17 protein-coding genes are annotated in these 14951 nt (G+C 70.1%); 6 read left to right on the top strand and 11 right to left on the bottom strand.

Annotated features, from left to right (window positions below; all coding sequences use genetic code 11):
- Positions 1-4 precede the first annotated feature (4 nt).
- Positions 5-772, bottom strand: coding sequence for a GNAT family N-acetyltransferase (locus IM770_RS01620; RefSeq protein ID WP_203579388.1), 768 nt, complete (start codon positions 770-772; stop codon positions 5-7).
- Between the two features lie 108 nt (positions 773-880).
- Positions 881-1411, bottom strand: a complete 531-nt coding sequence (locus IM770_RS01615; RefSeq protein WP_203579387.1) for a TetR/AcrR family transcriptional regulator — start codon at positions 1409-1411, stop codon at positions 881-883.
- A gap of 37 nt (positions 1412-1448) precedes the next feature.
- On the opposite strand from IM770_RS01615, the gene IM770_RS01610 reads away from it, so the two are divergent.
- Entirely contained in the window at positions 1449-1808 is a 360-nt protein-coding gene (locus IM770_RS01610; protein WP_203579386.1) for a DoxX family protein, read from the top strand.
- A 37-nt stretch (positions 1809-1845) separates the two neighbouring features.
- Here IM770_RS01610 and IM770_RS01605 read toward each other — a convergent pair whose 3' ends face one another.
- Entirely contained in the window at positions 1846-2151 is a 306-nt protein-coding gene (locus tag IM770_RS01605) for a hypothetical protein (protein ID WP_203579385.1), read from the bottom strand.
- 265 nt (positions 2152-2416) lie between these two features.
- On the opposite strand from IM770_RS01605, the gene pip reads away from it, so the two are divergent.
- The 3 genes from pip (at position 2417) to IM770_RS01590 (ending at position 4896) form a co-directional block, all read left to right on the top strand.
- Positions 2417-3361, top strand: a complete 945-nt coding sequence (gene pip, locus IM770_RS01600) for a prolyl aminopeptidase (protein WP_203579384.1) — start codon at positions 2417-2419, stop codon at positions 3359-3361.
- Positions 3362-3505: 144 nt separating this feature from the next.
- Positions 3506-4057, top strand: coding sequence for a DUF6578 domain-containing protein (locus IM770_RS01595; protein ID WP_203579383.1), 552 nt, complete (start codon positions 3506-3508; stop codon positions 4055-4057).
- 251 nt (positions 4058-4308) lie between these two features.
- Positions 4309-4896, top strand: a complete 588-nt coding sequence (locus IM770_RS01590; protein WP_203579382.1) for a hypothetical protein — start codon at positions 4309-4311, stop codon at positions 4894-4896.
- A 393-nt stretch (positions 4897-5289) separates the two neighbouring features.
- On the opposite strand, the gene IM770_RS01585 is transcribed toward IM770_RS01590, so the two are convergent.
- From IM770_RS01585 to IM770_RS01575, 3 genes are all read right to left on the bottom strand, one after another.
- On the bottom strand, positions 5290-6633 hold the full coding sequence (locus IM770_RS01585; protein ID WP_203579381.1) for a M20/M25/M40 family metallo-hydrolase: 1344 nt from the start codon (positions 6631-6633) through the stop codon (positions 5290-5292).
- Positions 6634-6684: 51 nt separating this feature from the next.
- A complete protein-coding gene (locus tag IM770_RS01580; RefSeq protein ID WP_203579380.1) occupies positions 6685-8109 on the bottom strand; it encodes an anaerobic C4-dicarboxylate transporter family protein in 1425 nt (474 codons plus the stop codon).
- Positions 8110-8244: 135 nt separating this feature from the next.
- Positions 8245-8694, bottom strand: coding sequence for a pyridoxamine 5'-phosphate oxidase family protein (locus tag IM770_RS01575; RefSeq protein ID WP_203579379.1), 450 nt, complete (start codon positions 8692-8694; stop codon positions 8245-8247).
- Positions 8695-8781: 87 nt separating this feature from the next.
- On the opposite strand from IM770_RS01575, the gene IM770_RS01570 reads away from it, so the two are divergent.
- The gene (locus tag IM770_RS01570; protein ID WP_203579378.1) at positions 8782-9702 is read left to right on the top strand and encodes an AEC family transporter; all 921 of its coding nucleotides are present in this window, start codon (positions 8782-8784) and stop codon (positions 9700-9702) included.
- Between the two features lie 14 nt (positions 9703-9716).
- On the opposite strand, the gene IM770_RS01565 is transcribed toward IM770_RS01570, so the two are convergent.
- Genes IM770_RS01565 through IM770_RS01555 form a run of 3 tightly spaced genes read right to left on the bottom strand, consistent with a single transcriptional unit; the run spans position 9717 to position 11301 of the window.
- Positions 9717-9986: a DUF6510 family protein gene (locus IM770_RS01565; protein WP_203579377.1), complete on the bottom strand. Its 270-nt coding sequence runs from the start codon at positions 9984-9986 to the stop codon at positions 9717-9719.
- Entirely contained in the window at positions 9986-10711 is a 726-nt protein-coding gene (locus IM770_RS01560; protein WP_203579376.1) for a ferredoxin reductase, read from the bottom strand. The genes IM770_RS01565 and IM770_RS01560 overlap by 1 nt, the downstream gene beginning before the upstream one ends.
- Positions 10708-11301 (bottom strand): sulfite oxidase-like oxidoreductase, encoded by a 594-nt coding sequence (locus IM770_RS01555; protein ID WP_203579375.1) that lies wholly within the window; start codon positions 11299-11301, stop codon positions 10708-10710. Before IM770_RS01555 ends, IM770_RS01560 begins: the two co-directional genes overlap by 4 nt.
- 186 nt (positions 11302-11487) lie before the next feature.
- Between IM770_RS01555 and IM770_RS01550 the strand changes: the two genes are divergently transcribed.
- The gene (locus tag IM770_RS01550; protein WP_203579374.1) at positions 11488-12045 is read left to right on the top strand and encodes an HdeD family acid-resistance protein; all 558 of its coding nucleotides are present in this window, start codon (positions 11488-11490) and stop codon (positions 12043-12045) included.
- A gap of 114 nt (positions 12046-12159) precedes the next feature.
- Here the strand turns inward: IM770_RS01550 and IM770_RS01545 are convergent, their stop codons facing one another.
- Positions 12160-14139 carry a S9 family peptidase gene (locus IM770_RS01545; protein WP_203579373.1) on the bottom strand — a complete coding sequence of 660 codons (1980 nt, stop codon included), beginning with the start codon at positions 14137-14139 and terminating at the stop codon, positions 12160-12162.
- Between the two features lie 3 nt (positions 14140-14142).
- On the bottom strand, positions 14143-14916 hold the full coding sequence (locus IM770_RS01540; protein WP_203579372.1) for an SDR family oxidoreductase: 774 nt from the start codon (positions 14914-14916) through the stop codon (positions 14143-14145).
- Between the last annotated feature and the right edge of the window lie 35 nt (positions 14917-14951).

Below are 14951 nucleotides of genomic sequence, written 5' to 3'. Positions count from 1 at the left end.
CCGATCATCCCTCGACCGCGGGCGCGATGGCGCCCGCGGTCGAGGTCGTCGGGGCCGAGGTCGTCTGGGCCGAGATCGTCTGGGTCGGTGTCGCAGGCGCCTCGAGCTGCGAGCGCAGTGCGTCCACGCCGTGAAGCTCCGCCTCGGCGCCGAGGCGCTCGCGGTGGCCGGCGCGCACGGTGTCCCAGACGTCGCGCGACATCGTCCATCGGTTGTGCAGTACCGGGTGGCCTTCCCGTGCGACGTGGAAGGCACCGTCCGGCTCGTAGCCGACGCGGCGCGAGACGGCATTCGAAGGAGCATTGTCGATGAAGGCGCCCGACGTCGCCTCTCGCGCGCCCAGGCCCTCGAACGCGAGGTGCAGCGCGAGCATCCGCATCCGGGTGCCGATTCCGCGTCCCTGGTGATCGCGTCCCAGCCACGAGCCGGTCGTGACCCGGCGCAGCACCGACCAGTCCTCGGCCGTGAGCCCCTGTACGCCGACCGGCACCCCGTGATCGATCACAGCGAGCTCGAGAGCGAACGCCGAGGGTGAGATCCGACCGCGCAGGCCCCACTGGTACGTCAGGACGCTCCGTGCCACGTCCGACGCGCTGCCGCGCGACCACGGATGCTCGAAGGGCATCGCATCGGCATCATGGATGCCGCGGCCGGCGAGCGCTGCCAGTTCGACGAGGAGGTCGTCGTCGATCCAGCGCAGCTCGAGATCGCCCGCACGCACGCGCACGGCGGAGGCGGGCCACAGGCGGGCGAGGGCGTCGGTGTGCGGCATCCCGGAAGTCTGCCAGACGAGCCGGATGATCAGCGGCGCGGCCGCGTTGCGAGGGCGGCAGGTCTCACCTGGCCGAGCGGTCCTCGGCGCCGACTGTGCCGCACGCGGTCACGGGTGGTCGGTGCCGTCCACCGCCGGGATGAGTTCGGCGAGGAGCCGGAACACCGCTGCGAGGTCATCCTGACTGGTGGCCGGATGCGCCACCGTCGCGCCGATCACCACGAGGTGAGGGAGCAGTGCCGCCGCACGCGCGCGTTTCGGGTCGGACAGGCGCGACTCCCATGCTCGGCGCAGGGCGGCGAGCCTCTCGCCGTCGACCTCTTCCAGTGCCGCTGCCGCGGTGCGATCATGCTGCGCCCAGGCCCGGATCGCACGCTCGAGCCAGACGTCGACCACGTCGCCCGCCGTCACCAGATCGGCCAGCTCCGACACCTCGGGGGCGTTCGTGAGCTGCTCGGACGCGTCTGCTCGCCAACGGTCGAGCAGGGCGGACCGATACGACGCCACGTTTGCGAAGTGGTGGAAGAACGATCCCTTGCTCAAGCCCACGCGGACGGCGATGCGGTCTATGCGCACCCCTGCGATGCCCTCGTCGGCGAGGACGCGGAGCCCCTCGTCGATCCATCGTTGCCGTGACATATGGTCACCATACCAAACCGTATGGTACGGTGCCCGCATGACACTCCTGCCGGATCCCGTCTGGCCCGTCATCGCCCTGGCGGTGATCTCGTTCGTGGACGGACTGCTGTGCCTCCGGCCCGCGGGCTTCATCGCCCGCTGCTTCGAGGACGTCGGCTGGCCGCGCCGGCTGTGGTGGATCATGCCGCCGATCAAGTTCGCCGCCGCCGGGGGACTGGTGGCGGGCATCTGGATCCCCGGTCTCGCCGCGCTGACCACCGCGTGCCTGATCCTCTACTTCGTGATTGCGATCGCCTCACACATCCGAGCGCGCGACTTCGGCCGCAACCTGTTCCTGAACGCGACCGGGATGCTGGTGCTCTGCGTGGCTACGGGCGTGTTCTGTTTCCTCGCATAGCGGCTATCGACGCTCGGCCGGCGGCGCCGTCCCCGTTTCAGACAACGGCGGGCTGCGGTGCGGCGGGCTGCGGTGCGGCGGCGGCTTCGGGCTGGGCTGTGGCGTCGGCGACCTTCTTGGAAGTGTTCGCGACAGCGAGTCCGGCGACGGGGACACCGAGGTAGCCGAGCACGGCGAGGGTGGCGACCAGCCAGTCCGGGTTCGTCATGCCGAGCGACGTCAGCGCCACCTGGGCGGCGCCCACGACCAGGAGCGCGAGCACGTAGGTGCTGTAGATGAAGCGGCGAACGGCGAGGTTCGAGATGATCGCCCCGAGACCTGGCGATGAAGGGTTTTCATTCATGATCCGATCCTTTGCCGAGCAGGAATGGCGCCGATCGCTCCCAGCCACGCGGTACGCGACAGGCTGATCTGGAAGAGGCGGTCGCAACGCCGTCAGATACACGTCCGGACCCAGCGAGATCATGGAAGCCGTGTACGGAAGGGGCGCCAGCGGACTCGATCGCCTGCCTCGGCGTTCGCCGGGTCGTCTCGCGTCCGGTGCCTGGTGTGCCGATGGTCTCTCAGGCAGGCACAGGCGCAGCGGAGGTCGCGAGTAGTCTTCGACGGTGCACCCACCACTTGAGCCGTTCGCCTCGGGCACCCTTCGTCGTCCGCACGGAGTCGAGCTCTACTGGGAGACCTCCGGGAACCCCGAGGGGCGACCAGCTCTGTACTTGCATGGCGGCCCCGGCAGCGGTCTGGGGCGCGGGGGCTACCGCCGGCGGTTCGACCCGTCCGAGTACTTGATCGTCGGTCTCGACCAGCGCGGTTGCGGCAAGAGCACGCCCTGGGCGATCGACGACCTCGAGCACCTCGACGCCAACAACACTCACACCCTCGTCGACGACATCGAGGCACTGCGCACTCACCTGGGCATCGAGGCCTGGTTGCTGCACGGCGTCTCTTGGGGGTCGACACTCGCCCTGGCCTATGCGCTTGCTCACCGCAACCGGGTGACCGAGATCGTCCTCACTGCGGTCACGACGGGCGGCAGGGCCGAGATCGACTGGATCACCGAGGGCGTGGGTGCGATCTTCCCCGAGGCGTGGACGGACCTGGCTGCCGACGTGCCCCGCGGGGAACGCGTCATCGACCACTACGCGGCGATGATGCGCGCCGCGGATGCCGCAGTCCGGGCCTCGGCCGCCGATCGCTGGGACACGTGGGAGTCCACCCACGTCTCGCTGGATCCGGCATGGCAGCCCGGTCCGACACACGAAGACCCTCGAACCCGGCAGAACTTCGCGACACTTGTCACCCATTACTGGGCGAACGACTGCTTCCTCCGCGGTGAGGACGCAGTGCTCGAGCGGGCCGCGGAACTCGCCGGCATACCGGGCGTGCTCATCCACGGCCGCTACGACGTGAGTGGACCCGCGATCACCCCATGGCGCCTGCACCAGATCTGGCCGGGAAGCCGGCTCGAGATCGTCGAGACCGAGGGCCACGGGGGAGAGGTCGAGATGGAGCTGACGGCGCAAGCGATCGACGGATTCGCGAGGCCGCGATAGGACGACGTCCCTCCGGGCTTGGAGACCACATCCGGTGCGTCGTAGAGCTGGCCGGGCAGGAAGGCCACCGCATACATACCGCATAGCCGCCGCCGGGGAGCGATCGCCGAGCGGGCACCGTCGGCGATCGGTACCGTGAGCAGCATGATGCGCGTGTGGCTGACGGAATGGGAGTGGGCGTGCTGCGGCGACGCATTCGCGGTGGGCGATGACGTCGATCTCAGCGTCGCGACGCGCGTTCCCGGTCCGCCTCTCGCCGCGCTGCTCGGTCCGACGCTGGTCGCGACAGTCGACGCGGTCGAGTCGCACCACGAAGACGAGTTCACCGATCGTGTGCGAGGCCGCGTCGTGGCCGTGCACGCAGTCATGCACGAGCTCACGGAACGTCGCATCTTGCGCCGACCCGGCCACGGCGCTCCGCTGGACGCCGAGATGCCCGCTGATGGCGAGGAATGGCCGATGATCCGGCGTGACTTGGGCGGTGGCGTTTTCGCAGGCACGCGCCCTTCGCGATATGTGATCGAGGTCGTGCCGATCACCGACACTGCCTCGTTGGAGGCCGTCGACGGCGTACGGCTTGCCTCGGGGGAGGCGAGGGCGGCTGGTCCCTCGGGCGATGCAGGCCACGCCGATCCGCCTGGCGAGAGGACGGTGCGCTCGCCCGCCGGCTGGCTCGTCGACATCGAGGTCGGCTGACGTCCCGCGCAGGCCGACGCACTGTCGTCGACCGGCACCCTGGCGACGAGGAGCCCGCGCCCGAGCAGCCAAAGCCAGGCTGCGAACGCGGGCATGACTGTGGACAACAGGATGCTGGCGCCTCGCGAGCTCTCGGACCGCGGGGCCATTGCGGAGCGGGGTGCCGCCTGTCACCCTGGTTTCACCTGTGAGCCGGGTGCGGTCTGGGCATGGGGGTTCAGGTGGTCGCGCGGTCGATGGGGAGGCCGACCATGGCAGAGATGCATCAGTCGAAATCGGGTGCGGCGCCCGCGGCCTGGTTCACCGCTGCCGTGCTGGTCGCCCTGCTGACCGGCTGTACCGCCACGACCGAGGCTGACGTCAGCGCCGAACCCGTATCACCCGCCGACCCCTCCCGGGATGTGTCGGCCGAGCCGCCCATGTCGCCGAGTCCCACTCCGACGATGCCGCCCCATTGGTGCAAGCCCGCTGAGCTCCCGAGAGCGTCGCTCCCCGAGGCGGTTCTTCCCGCGCCCGAAGATCGCGTGATCCTGGAGCCTGACCCGTGCCTGACGGCGAGGAGTCTCCTGGGCTGGGGTCTGTGGCTCGAGGACCAGGGAATCGACTCGTCTCTCATCCAGGGCTTCCAGAGTGTCGCCGGCCTCCGTCCATGGATTGCGCCTCTCGCTGACGGCAGCGGCAGATGCATCATCGTGGGCTGGGCCGACGGCGGCGGCTCGGGCACGGTCGCCTGCGACTCGGCAGGTGTGCCCGCCACGGTAGAGCGCACCGCGGACGAATCAGTCTTGCGGTTTCTGATCGAAGACGGCGGGATCGCCGTATACGCGGTGTCACCGTGACGGCTTCTCCGAGAGGATGCGGTCGATCGCCGCTCGTCTTCCACAGCGCCCAGGCCCGGCCCCGGATCCACGTCGCCTCATCCCGAGCCACTGCGTTGCGGAAGACCTCGCGCGCCGTCCCGCAGGGGAGTCGGCTGCGAACGCCGTAAACTGGGCAACTAAACGCCATACTGACATAATGTGCATTATCGGCGTTGCCTGATCGGACCTAATCCGTCCGGACCCCTTCTCGCGAAACCCCTTCTGAGCGGCCGAGAGGGGCTCAGAGCCCGCAGCCGTCGAGAATCCTTCGTGCGGACATGTTCCGCGCCGTGATCCGTCTCACGGAGTCAACCGGATGACTCACGTGTCTTACACGGCTGTCATTCCGTGCGCGTGAGCCTGCGGCATCCGTCAGCCGGCGAACTCGCGGATGAACAGTGTCTGCGCGACGATCATGCGCTCGATCTCCTTCGGATCGACCGATTCGTCGGACGCGTGGATGCGGGCCTGCGCCGTGTCTTCCGCGCCCCAGAGGATCACGGCCGCGTCGGGAGCGATCTTCTTGAACGACGCCACGAGCGGGATCGAGGCGCCGCTGCCGATCGACTCGACGTCGGCGACGTATGCCTCGCGCAGCGCGTCCTCGGCGGCGACGATCGCCGGGTGGGATTCGTCGACGGCGAACGGATGCCCCACCTTGACCTTCTCGACGACCACCTCGCAGTTCCACGGACGCTGGGCACGCAGGTGCGCCATGAGCGCCTCGAGCTGCGCGTCTCCGTCCGACCCCGGGATGATGCGCATCGACAGCTTCGCCTTCACCTCGTTCAGGAGGACGTTCGATGCCTCGGTCGTGTTGGGCAGGTCCATGCCCAGCACCGTGACGGACGGCTTCGCCCAGATTCGGTCCGACAGCGATCCCGTGCCGAGGAACTCCACGCCCGGAAGGATGGCCGATCCCGCCCGGTACACCTCCTCGTCCATCTCGGCGCCCTCCCAGCGGCCGCTGTCGACACCGGGGATCACGGTGTCGCCGTTCTCGTCGTGCAGGGTGTCGAGGATGCGGATCATGGCCGTGAGGGCATCGGGTGCCGCTCCCCCGAACTCGCCCGAGTGGACGGGGTTCGCGAGCGTGCGCACCGTGACGGTGCAGGCGACATCGCCGCGCAGCGCGGTGGTGATCCCGGGGCGACCGGGCGCCTGCGGGCCGATGTCGGCGATCACGTAGGCGTCGGCGGCGAACTTCTCGGGATTCGCCTCGACGAACGCCTCCAGGTGCGAGATCGTCTCCTCCTCCCCCTCGATGAGGATCTTCACGCGGCACGGCCGATCGGGGCCGAGCAGCTTGAGCGTCGCGTAGTGGATGACCAGCCCCGACTTGTCGTCGGCGGCCCCGCGTCCGTAGATGCGCCCGTCGTCCTTGGTCACCGGCTCGAACGGCGGCGTCGACCACCCCTGGCTCTCGGGCGCGGGCTGCACGTCGTAGTGCGCGTAGAGCAGCACCGTCGGCGAACCCTCCGGTCCCGGAAGGTCGGCGGACACGCACGGGTAACCGTCCGGCACATCGACGAGCGATACGCCGTCGGCGCCGGCCGCCTCGAACAGTTCGACCACTGCCCGGCCCATCTCGTGGACAGGCCTGGGATCGAAGCCCGGGAAGGCCACGGACGGGATCCGCACGAGGGCCTCGAGGCGCTCGATCACGTCGGGCATGAGCGCCGCTGCGCCCTCCGCGGTCGTCGACGTGTCGGACATGGTCGCTCCTTTCTGCGCGCGGATGCGCGGGACGGATGCCGCGGCCGCGGCTCAGGCGGGAATCACGAGCTGCATGAGAAGACCGGCCGCGACCACGGCGACCCACGACACCAGCATCGGGATCGTGAACGAATGCCAGATCGGCACCTGCGTGAGCTTGGTCGACCCGGTCTGGTCGGTTTCGACGGAGGCGATCTGCGATCCGTTCGCGGGGAACAGCCACACACCGATGAGCGAGGGCCACATCGCCGTGATGACGCCGGGCGCGAGGCCGGCGGCCAGCGCGATCGGGATGAGGGTGTTGGTGGTCGCCGACTGGCTGGTGGTGAGGCCGCAGACGAGGAACAGCGCGACAGCGAGGAGCAGTGGGTTCGCCTCGATCATCGCGCCGAGCGGCTCGATGATGGTCTCCTCGTTCGCCGAGATGAACGTGTCGGCCATCCACGCGATGCCGAACAGCGCCACCGCGGCGACGTAGCCCGCGCGCAGCAGAGGCTGCTCCACGACGGCGGACGGCTTCACCTTCCGGACCAGGATGATGACGAGCGCGACGGTGAACATCACCATCTCGATGACCGGCGACATCCCGATCGGCACCAGCTCGCCCTCGTCGTTCGGGAACGCCGGCCGCAGTGACGGGAAGAGCCCGAGCACGACGACGAAGAGCGTTCCCGCGATGAAGATCCACGCCGCCGTCGCGCCGCCGGGCGGCACCGGGTGCGCGACGGGCTGCACGGCGCCGGCCGCTCCCCCGGCCGGCCCGCCCAGGCTCGTGGCGCCGGCGGCCCTACCGCCGACCTTGGCGGCGTACGCGGCCTCCAGCGATGCCGGCACCCTCACGACGCCCTGCTCGACGCGCCGCAGGAACACCGGGTCATCGAGCAGGTCCTTGCCGATCCGCTGCTGCACGAAGGAGGTCGCGATGCAGGCGACGATCGCGGCCGGGACCGTCACCGCGAGGATCTGCGGGAGCCCGTAGCCCGTCCCGTCCATCAGGACGAGATACGCCGCCATCGCGGCCGACACCGGGCTGGCGGTGATGCCGAGTCCCGATGTCACCGTCGAGGCTGCCAGCGCGCGTTCAGGCCGCTGCCCGTTGCGGTACGCGGTCTCGTAGATCACCGGGATCAGGGCGAAGAAGATGTTGGACGTGCCCGAGAGCACCGTGAACACGAAGGCGACGAGCGGCGCGACGAAGGTGAGCCGGCTCGGGCGCCGCTGGATGATCTTCGAGGCGATCGAGACCAGGTAGTCGATGCCGCCCGCCGCCTGCATGGCCGACGACGCCGTGATGACGGCGATGATGATGAAGAAGGCGTCCACGGGCGGCGAGCCCGGCTCGAGGCGGAAGACGAACACCAGGATGGCGGTGCCGACCACGCCCCACAGGCCCAGGCCGATGCCGCCGGTGCGCACGCCCATGACGATCGCGCCGATCACGACGCATGCCTGCAGGATGACCAGCACTGTCTCCATCGCAGCCCCCCGGACTCAGCCACCTAGCGCTGACGATAGCGATGCCGGTCGTCCGCGTCGAGAGGCATTCCGCCTGCGGCATTCATGCCGCGGCCGCCCGTGGACAGCGGTGTCGCGGGGTGGAGCGCTCCGGGGTCAGGCGAGCCAGTCGCCGTCGCGCATGAGCACGCGGCCCGCCAGTTCGTTCGATTCGCGCCAGGCTTGGATGCGCATCGGCCGCAGCACGAGGAAGACGTAGCCCGGGACGCCGCGCGGATCCCAATCCGCCTGCGCCGCATACGCCGCGCCGAGCGCCGCGTCGTCGTCCACGCCCACGGACCGCTCCCGCACGACGTCGAGGATCGCCACGTCGCGTGTCGGGCCGACGGCGAGACGCGCGACGCCGGCGCTGGTGAGATTGCGCGCGGTGACCGAGCCCGCCTCGAGGGCGATCACGGCCCGCTCGTCGATCCACGCCAGCGACAGCGGCACCAGGTACGGTGCACCCTCGGCAGATGCGGTCGCCACCCAGACATCGGCAGCCGGAGCGGTCAGGGCCGCGAGCAGATCAGCCCTGCGCGTCGCGCGGTCGCGGGGTTCCGGCATCCGTTCTCCCTCTCTTCGGCGGGTGCCAGTCTGTCAGACGACGACGCGCGATTGGCCCGCGAGACAACGATTTCCTAGGCTCGAAGCATGCTGCAGTCGCTCACCGGGTTCGTCGTGGTGGGCGTCGCGATCCTCGTGGGATGGATCCTGGGGCGGATCGACCTGCTCGGCGAGCACGCCAAGCCCGTGCTGGCGCGCCTGACGTTCTTCGTGCTGTCGCCGTTCCTGCTGTTCGTGGTGCTCGCGCAGGCGGACGTGCGCACGCTCTTCTCGGCCCTCCTGCCGGTGTCGGCGATCGCCGCGGTCGTCGTGATCGCCGCATACGCGCTCGTGGCGCGGCTGGTGTGGCGCCGCTCCGCCGGCGAGACGGTCATCGGCGCCCTGAGTGCGGGCCAGGTCAACTCCAACAACATCGGCATCCCGCTGTCGCTCTACCTGCTCGGCAGCGCGGCCTATCCGGCGCCCGTGATCCTGATGCAGCTGCTGGTGTTCACCCCGATCACGATGGCGATCCTGGATGCCGTGACCACCGCGCGCGCGTCGCTCTGGCGCGCCGTGGCCCGTGTCGCGACCAACCCGATCGTCCTCGGCTCGGTGCTCGGCACGCTCGTCTCGGTGTCGGGGATCGAGCTGCCGCCGATCGTCATGGAGCCGGCGATGCTCATCGCCAACGCGTGCGTGCCGATCCTGCTCATCGCCTACGGGATCTCGCTGCACGGACAGCGCGTGCTGGGCGCGTCAGGCCGGCGGCGAGACATCGTGCTCGCGACGCTGCTGAAACTCCTGGCGATGCCGGTGATCGCGTGGGCGGTCGCCGAGTTCGTGTTCGGCCTGTCCGCGCACGACGTGCTCGTCGTGACGGTGCTCGCGGCCCTGCCGACGGCGCAGAACGTCTTCAACTACTCGCAGCGGTACGACGTCGGCGAGACGATCTCGCGCGACACGGTCTTCCTCACCACGATCGGCTGCGTGCCGGTGCTGATCCTCGTGACGCTCCTGCTCGGCTGACCGCGACCCGAGCGTCAGCGCCGCACGAGTTCTCGGAGCGTGCCCACGACCAGTCGCGCGCCCTCCGGCCCGCGCAGCACCGTGAACAGCGTGTGCGTACACGACCGGCAGCGCACGATCGCGGCCGTGTCATCCAGCTCGACGACCGTCTCGGCGACGGGTGCCGCTGCACCGCAGCCGCCGCACACCCCGGTCAGCGCGGTCACGTCGGCGCCGAACACGTCCCACAGCATTCCCGCCGCCGCGTTGCCGTCGACGACGCTCGTCGCGTTCTCTGCCCGCATCACGCACCTCCGAAGCGTTCGGTCCTGATTCGCGCGGGCGGATGCCCGAGCCGCACGAGCGCATCGGCGACGTGCTCGACGAACCCCGTCGGTCCGCACACGTAGACGGTCGGCGCGCGGTCCGGCGCCCAGATCGCCTCGCGCAGCGCACCTTCGTCGATGCGCCCCACGGCCCCCTGCCACCCCTCGGGGGCGGCGCGGGTGTAGCGCCACGCCACACCCACTCCCCCGTTCGCGGTGGCTTTCGTCAGCTCGTCACGATATATCGCGTCTGCGGGCGTGCGGACCGAGTACAGGAGCCGAACGGATGCCGCAGCCCCGGCATCCGTCGCCGCACGCACCATCGCCATCAGCGGCACGATGCCCGAGCCGCCCGCGATGAGCTGCACCGGCCCCTCTCCCCCGGCACGCCACACGAAGTAGGCGCCCAGCGGGCCTTTGACCTCGAGTTCGTCGCCGGCGACGACGTCGCGCACCAGGTACGGCGAGACCTCGCCGTCGGGGATCTCGTCGACGGCGAGCTCGATCGTGTCTCCGGCACCGTACGATCCGAGCGAGTACGAGCGCACGGCCTGATAGCCGTCCTCGGCCGTGAGCCGCAGGTCGACGTGCTGACCGGCGTCGTTGCCGGGCCACCCCGGCACCTGAAGCCGGAGGATGCGCGCCGACGGCGTGGCGTCGACCGCTTCCACGACGCGGCCGGGGCGCCAGTCCCCCACCGTCACCAATATCGCTCCTCGGTCCACGGGTCGCCGTGCATGTTGTAGCCGTTCTGCTCCCAGAAGCCCGGCTCGTCGTCGTCCATGAGCGTGAGGCCGCGCACCCACTTCGCGCTCTTCCAGAAGTACAGGTGCGGCACGAGCAGCCGCGCCGGCCCGCCGTGCTCGGGATCGAGGGGCTCCCCCTCGAACTCGAACGCGACCCAGGCCTTGCCACCGAGCAGGTCCTCGAGCGCCACGTTGGTCGTGTAGCCGCCGTACGAGTGCGCCATCGCATATGACGCATCGGTGTCGACCGCGTCCAGCAGCGTGTCGAGCGAGACTCCTCGCCACGACGTGCCGAGCTTCGACCATCGCGTCACGCAGTGGATGTCGGTGTGGACGTCTTCGATCGGGAGAGCCATGAACTCGTCCCACGTCCACGACGCGCCGGCACCTCCCTCGGTCCGGATGCCGAAGCGCCATTCCGCGAGGTCGATGCGGGGCGTGGGCCCGGCCGACAGCACGGGGAAGTCGTCGGTCAGGTACTGCCCCGGAGGCAGCCGGGGATCGCTCTCGCGACGCCGCGCGCCGAAACCTCTCGAGATGACGGCCATCGCTACCCTCTTCCCGCGCGTCGCGACCGACGCGCACTCACACGGACTGGCACGCTCACGCTAGCGCGCCCCGGTCAGCGCGTGCGACGGTCATCCGGCAACACACGTTCACGATCGCCGCGAAGTTCGACAACGGGTCTAAGCTTTAGCCGCACTACGTACAGGGAACTCTCAGAAAGGCCCCTCATGTCCACTGCATCCGAAGCCGAGAAGTCGGCCGTCAACGGGATCCGCACGGCGCTCGGCGTCGGCGGCGTCCTCGCCGTCATCGTCGGCATCCTGATCCTCGTCTGGCCGGCGAAGTCCGCCGCGGTCGTCACCGCGATCATCGCGATCTACGCGATCGCCGCCGGACTCGTCTACGCCGGCCTCGGCATCTTCTCCAAGACCAAGGGCGGCTGGGCTCGCGTCGGCCACATCGCCCTCGGAATCCTGTTCATCATCGCCGGCGTCGTGGCGCTGTTCAACCTCGGTCAGACGACGGCCTGGCTGGCGCTGTTCCTCGGCATCCTCGTGGGCATCATGTGGATCGTCGAGGGCATCGTGGCGCTCTCGACGCTCGGCGACGCGTCGTCGAAGGGATGGTCGATCTTCTTCGCCATCCTGAGCATCATCGCGGGCATCATCCTGCTGTTCTCGCCGGTCTGGGGCGCAGCGGTGCTCTGGTGGCTGCTGGGCATCTCGCTCATCGTCCTCGGCATCATCAACATCGTTCGCGCCTTCACCTTCAAGGGCGACATCTGATCCGAGCCGGACAACGGCGACGGCCCCGGGAGCATCGCTCCCGGGGCCGTCGCTTTCGTCTGCTGGCGCAACCGGCGGGCGGGCTGAGCCGACAGGATCAGCCGACGGGCTGGCTCAGTCGACGGGCAGGTGGCGGGCCCACCAGTCGAGCACGGCGTCGAACCGCTGCACCCGGTGGCGCGGCTGACCCGAGCGGGTGAGCTCGTGGTTCTCCCCCGGGAACACCAGCAGCTCGGCCTCGGTGCCCTGGCGCTTGAGCGCCGAGTAGTACCGGGTCGCCTGCTCGAGCGGGCAGCGGAAGTCGAGCTCGGAGTGCATCACGAGCGTCGGAGTCGTGACCTGGCCGACCACGGCCATCGGGCTCTGACGCGCGATGTCCTCGGCCGAGACGCCCACGTACTCGTCGCCGAAGAACGAGCCGATGTCGCTCGTGCCCTGGAACGAGAGCGGCTCGAGGAAGCCGCGCTCGACGATCGCGCCGGCGAACCGGTGGTCGTGCGCGATCACCCACGCGGTGAGGTAGCCGCCGTACGAGCCGCCCTGCACGCCGACACGGTCGCCGTCGAGCCTGGCGTCATCGGCGATCGCCCCCTCGAAGAAGTCGATCACGTCGGCGAAGTCGAGCGTGCCCATCTGCTGGCGGATGCTGCGCCCGTGCGACCGTCCGTAACCTGCAGACCCGCGGGGGTTGCAGTAGACGACGGCGTAGCCGGCATCCACCAGCACCTGCGTCTCGTCGAAGAGGTGCACGCCGTATGAGGCGTGCGGTCCGCCGTGGATCTGCAGGATGACCGGGAACGGCCCCTCGCCCGCCGGCGTCGCGACCCAGCCGTGCACCGGATAGCCGTCGCGGCCGGTGACGGTCAGCTCCTTCGGAAGGACGATGCCGGATGCCGCGGCCCGCGCGCCGAACGACGTCAGCGTGTGCGCGTCGCCGTCATCGATCAGCACGAGCTCGCCGAACGAATCCGGTCGCGAGATGGACGCCACCACCCGACCGCCGCCGACCGCGTGGCCGGCGACCTCGACGTCTCCGCCGAGCAGTTCGGCGATGCCCCCCTCGCGGGTGACGCGGAGCAGCCGCACGCGGCCGCGCGTCGTGTCCTGCACGAGGAACCCGTCGCCGTCGGCTGTCACGTAGCCGTCGCCGAGGTAGATCGTCTCGGCGTCCGTGAGACGCCGCGGGCCCCCGGCCTCCAGAAGCCAGAGGCCGACGGCCGGTGCGATGAAGTCGACGCCGTCGCCGACTTCGTGAGCGAGGACGGCGACCGTGTCGTCGGACGCGACCTCCACGTCGAAGACGGACAGTCCCGCGTCGGTGCCGAGCACCTCCCGCGTGCCCGAGCCGTCGACCGCGACGGCGATGACGCGGCTGCGCAGATCGCGGCGATCCGCCTCGAGCTCGTCGAGCTGCGTCAGCAGCTCGCGGCCGTCGGCGGTGAAGACCAGGCCGCCGTGCGACGTCGTCCCTTCCGTGAGCTGGCGCGCCTCCGCGGCGACGAGGGTCTTCTTGGGCGGTTCGACGTCATCGGCGCGCACGGCGGCGGCCGGCTCGTAGAAGGGCTCGGCGTCGGGCTGAGGGGCCGCGACGACGAAGAGATGGGCCGGGCGATCGCCGAGGTAGCCGAGACCGTTCGCGTGCCACCGGACGCCCGTGATGTGCCGCGGCGCCTCGGCTGCGGCATCCAACCCCTCCACGCTGCCGTAGCGGCCCTTCTCCGGCACCCGCGCGAGGAACGCCAGGGTCGCGCCGTCCGGCGACCAGGCGAAGTCCTCGACGCCGAGCACGGCGTCGGTGGCCTGCACCGGCTCGCCGCCGCCCGCGGCGACGACGTGCACCTGCGGCTTTCCCTTGGCGTCGCCGCGCAGGAACGCGATGCGCGATCCGTCGGGCGAGAGCTTCGGCGACGAGTCGGCGGTGCCGCGGGTCAGGCGCCGCGGAGTGCCGTCGGGGAGGTCCACACGCCACACCTGGCCCACACCGCGGTTCGCGGCGAGGTCAGGACGGGAGGTGGCGAAGACCGCGAACGAGCCGTCCGGCGCGACCGCCGGCCGCCCGACCGAGACCAACGTCTCGATGTCGTGGGCGCGCATGGGTCACTCCGCCCCGAACGACGACACGTCGCCGATCAGCCGGGTGTTGTCGGCGGGCACGGGCTCCACGGCGGCACGCGCGACCTCGGCGGCGAACTCCGCCACGTTGTAGAGCTTGCCGGCGTCCTCGCGGCGCGCCGAGATCGCCCCCGGGTTCGCCCGCTCGAGCAGGGTCGCGGTGATGGTGCCCTCGATCATGTCGCCCGACACGACCACGAACTCGACGCCGCGCTCGGTCAGCGCCGGGATGCGCTCGCGGAGCGCATCCTCGCCGGCGCGCTTCGACAGGGCGACGGGCTCGTACTCGGGCATCGTCGGAGTCGTCCGGATGAAGTGGGCCTGGTGGCTCGTGACGAAGACCACCCGTGACCCGTCGCGCAGGACCGGGAGCGCGGTCTCGAGCACGCGCACCTGGGCGTCGCGGTTGAGCTGCAGCGCGTAGTCCTCGGCCATGCCCGACTCCATGCCGCCCGATGCGTTCAGCACGAGCACGTCGAGCCCGCCGAACGTCGTGGCGACCTCGTCGAACATCGCCTGAACGGATGCCGCGTCCGTGAGGTCGGCACCCACCACGAGCACCTCGACGCCCAGCTCGCGCAGCTCGGTCGCGAGCTTCTCGGCGCGCGGAGCCTTGTTGCGGTAGTTGATGACGACGTTCGCGCCGGCCTGCGCGAGGTAGCGCGCGGTGTCGGCGCCGATGCCGCGGGACGAGCCCGTCACGAGCGCGGTCCTGCCGCTCAGCGCACCGGCGGGAATCGGGGTGGAAGTCTCAGTCACGCAACGACCCTACCTGCTAGGTTCAAGGCAAGAGG

The organism is Microbacterium hibisci (assembly GCF_015278255.1).
Taxonomy (GTDB): Bacteria; Actinomycetota; Actinomycetes; order Actinomycetales; family Microbacteriaceae; genus Microbacterium; species Microbacterium hibisci.
Note: the sequence above shows the minus strand (reverse complement) of the source record. Positions and strands in the feature narration are given on the sequence as shown.

What these genes read in the sequence shown, in the direction of transcription:
- IM770_RS01620 (WP_203579388.1), bottom strand. Translation starts at nt 772, where the DNA reads ATGCCGCACACCGACGCCCTCGCCCGCCTGTGGCCCGCCTCCGCCGTG.
- IM770_RS01615 (WP_203579387.1), bottom strand. Translation starts at nt 1,411, where the DNA reads ATGTCACGGCAACGATGGATCGACGAGGGGCTCCGCGTCCTCGCCGAC.
- IM770_RS01610 (WP_203579386.1), top strand. Translation starts at nt 1,449, where the DNA reads ATGACACTCCTGCCGGATCCCGTCTGGCCCGTCATCGCCCTGGCGGTG.
- IM770_RS01605 (WP_203579385.1), bottom strand. Translation starts at nt 2,151, where the DNA reads ATGAATGAAAACCCTTCATCGCCAGGTCTCGGGGCGATCATCTCGAAC.
- IM770_RS01595 (WP_203579383.1), top strand. Translation starts at nt 3,506, where the DNA reads ATGATGCGCGTGTGGCTGACGGAATGGGAGTGGGCGTGCTGCGGCGAC.
- IM770_RS01590 (WP_203579382.1), top strand. Translation starts at nt 4,309, where the DNA reads ATGGCAGAGATGCATCAGTCGAAATCGGGTGCGGCGCCCGCGGCCTGG.
- IM770_RS01585 (WP_203579381.1), bottom strand. Translation starts at nt 6,633, where the DNA reads ATGTCCGACACGTCGACGACCGCGGAGGGCGCAGCGGCGCTCATGCCC.
- IM770_RS01580 (WP_203579380.1), bottom strand. Translation starts at nt 8,109, where the DNA reads ATGGAGACAGTGCTGGTCATCCTGCAGGCATGCGTCGTGATCGGCGCG.
- IM770_RS01575 (WP_203579379.1), bottom strand. Translation starts at nt 8,694, where the DNA reads ATGCCGGAACCCCGCGACCGCGCGACGCGCAGGGCTGATCTGCTCGCG.
- IM770_RS01570 (WP_203579378.1), top strand. Translation starts at nt 8,782, where the DNA reads ATGCTGCAGTCGCTCACCGGGTTCGTCGTGGTGGGCGTCGCGATCCTC.
- IM770_RS01565 (WP_203579377.1), bottom strand. Translation starts at nt 9,986, where the DNA reads ATGCGGGCAGAGAACGCGACGAGCGTCGTCGACGGCAACGCGGCGGCG.
- IM770_RS01555 (WP_203579375.1), bottom strand. Translation starts at nt 11,301, where the DNA reads ATGGCCGTCATCTCGAGAGGTTTCGGCGCGCGGCGTCGCGAGAGCGAT.
- IM770_RS01550 (WP_203579374.1), top strand. Translation starts at nt 11,488, where the DNA reads ATGTCCACTGCATCCGAAGCCGAGAAGTCGGCCGTCAACGGGATCCGC.
- IM770_RS01545 (WP_203579373.1), bottom strand. Translation starts at nt 14,139, where the DNA reads ATGCGCGCCCACGACATCGAGACGTTGGTCTCGGTCGGGCGGCCGGCG.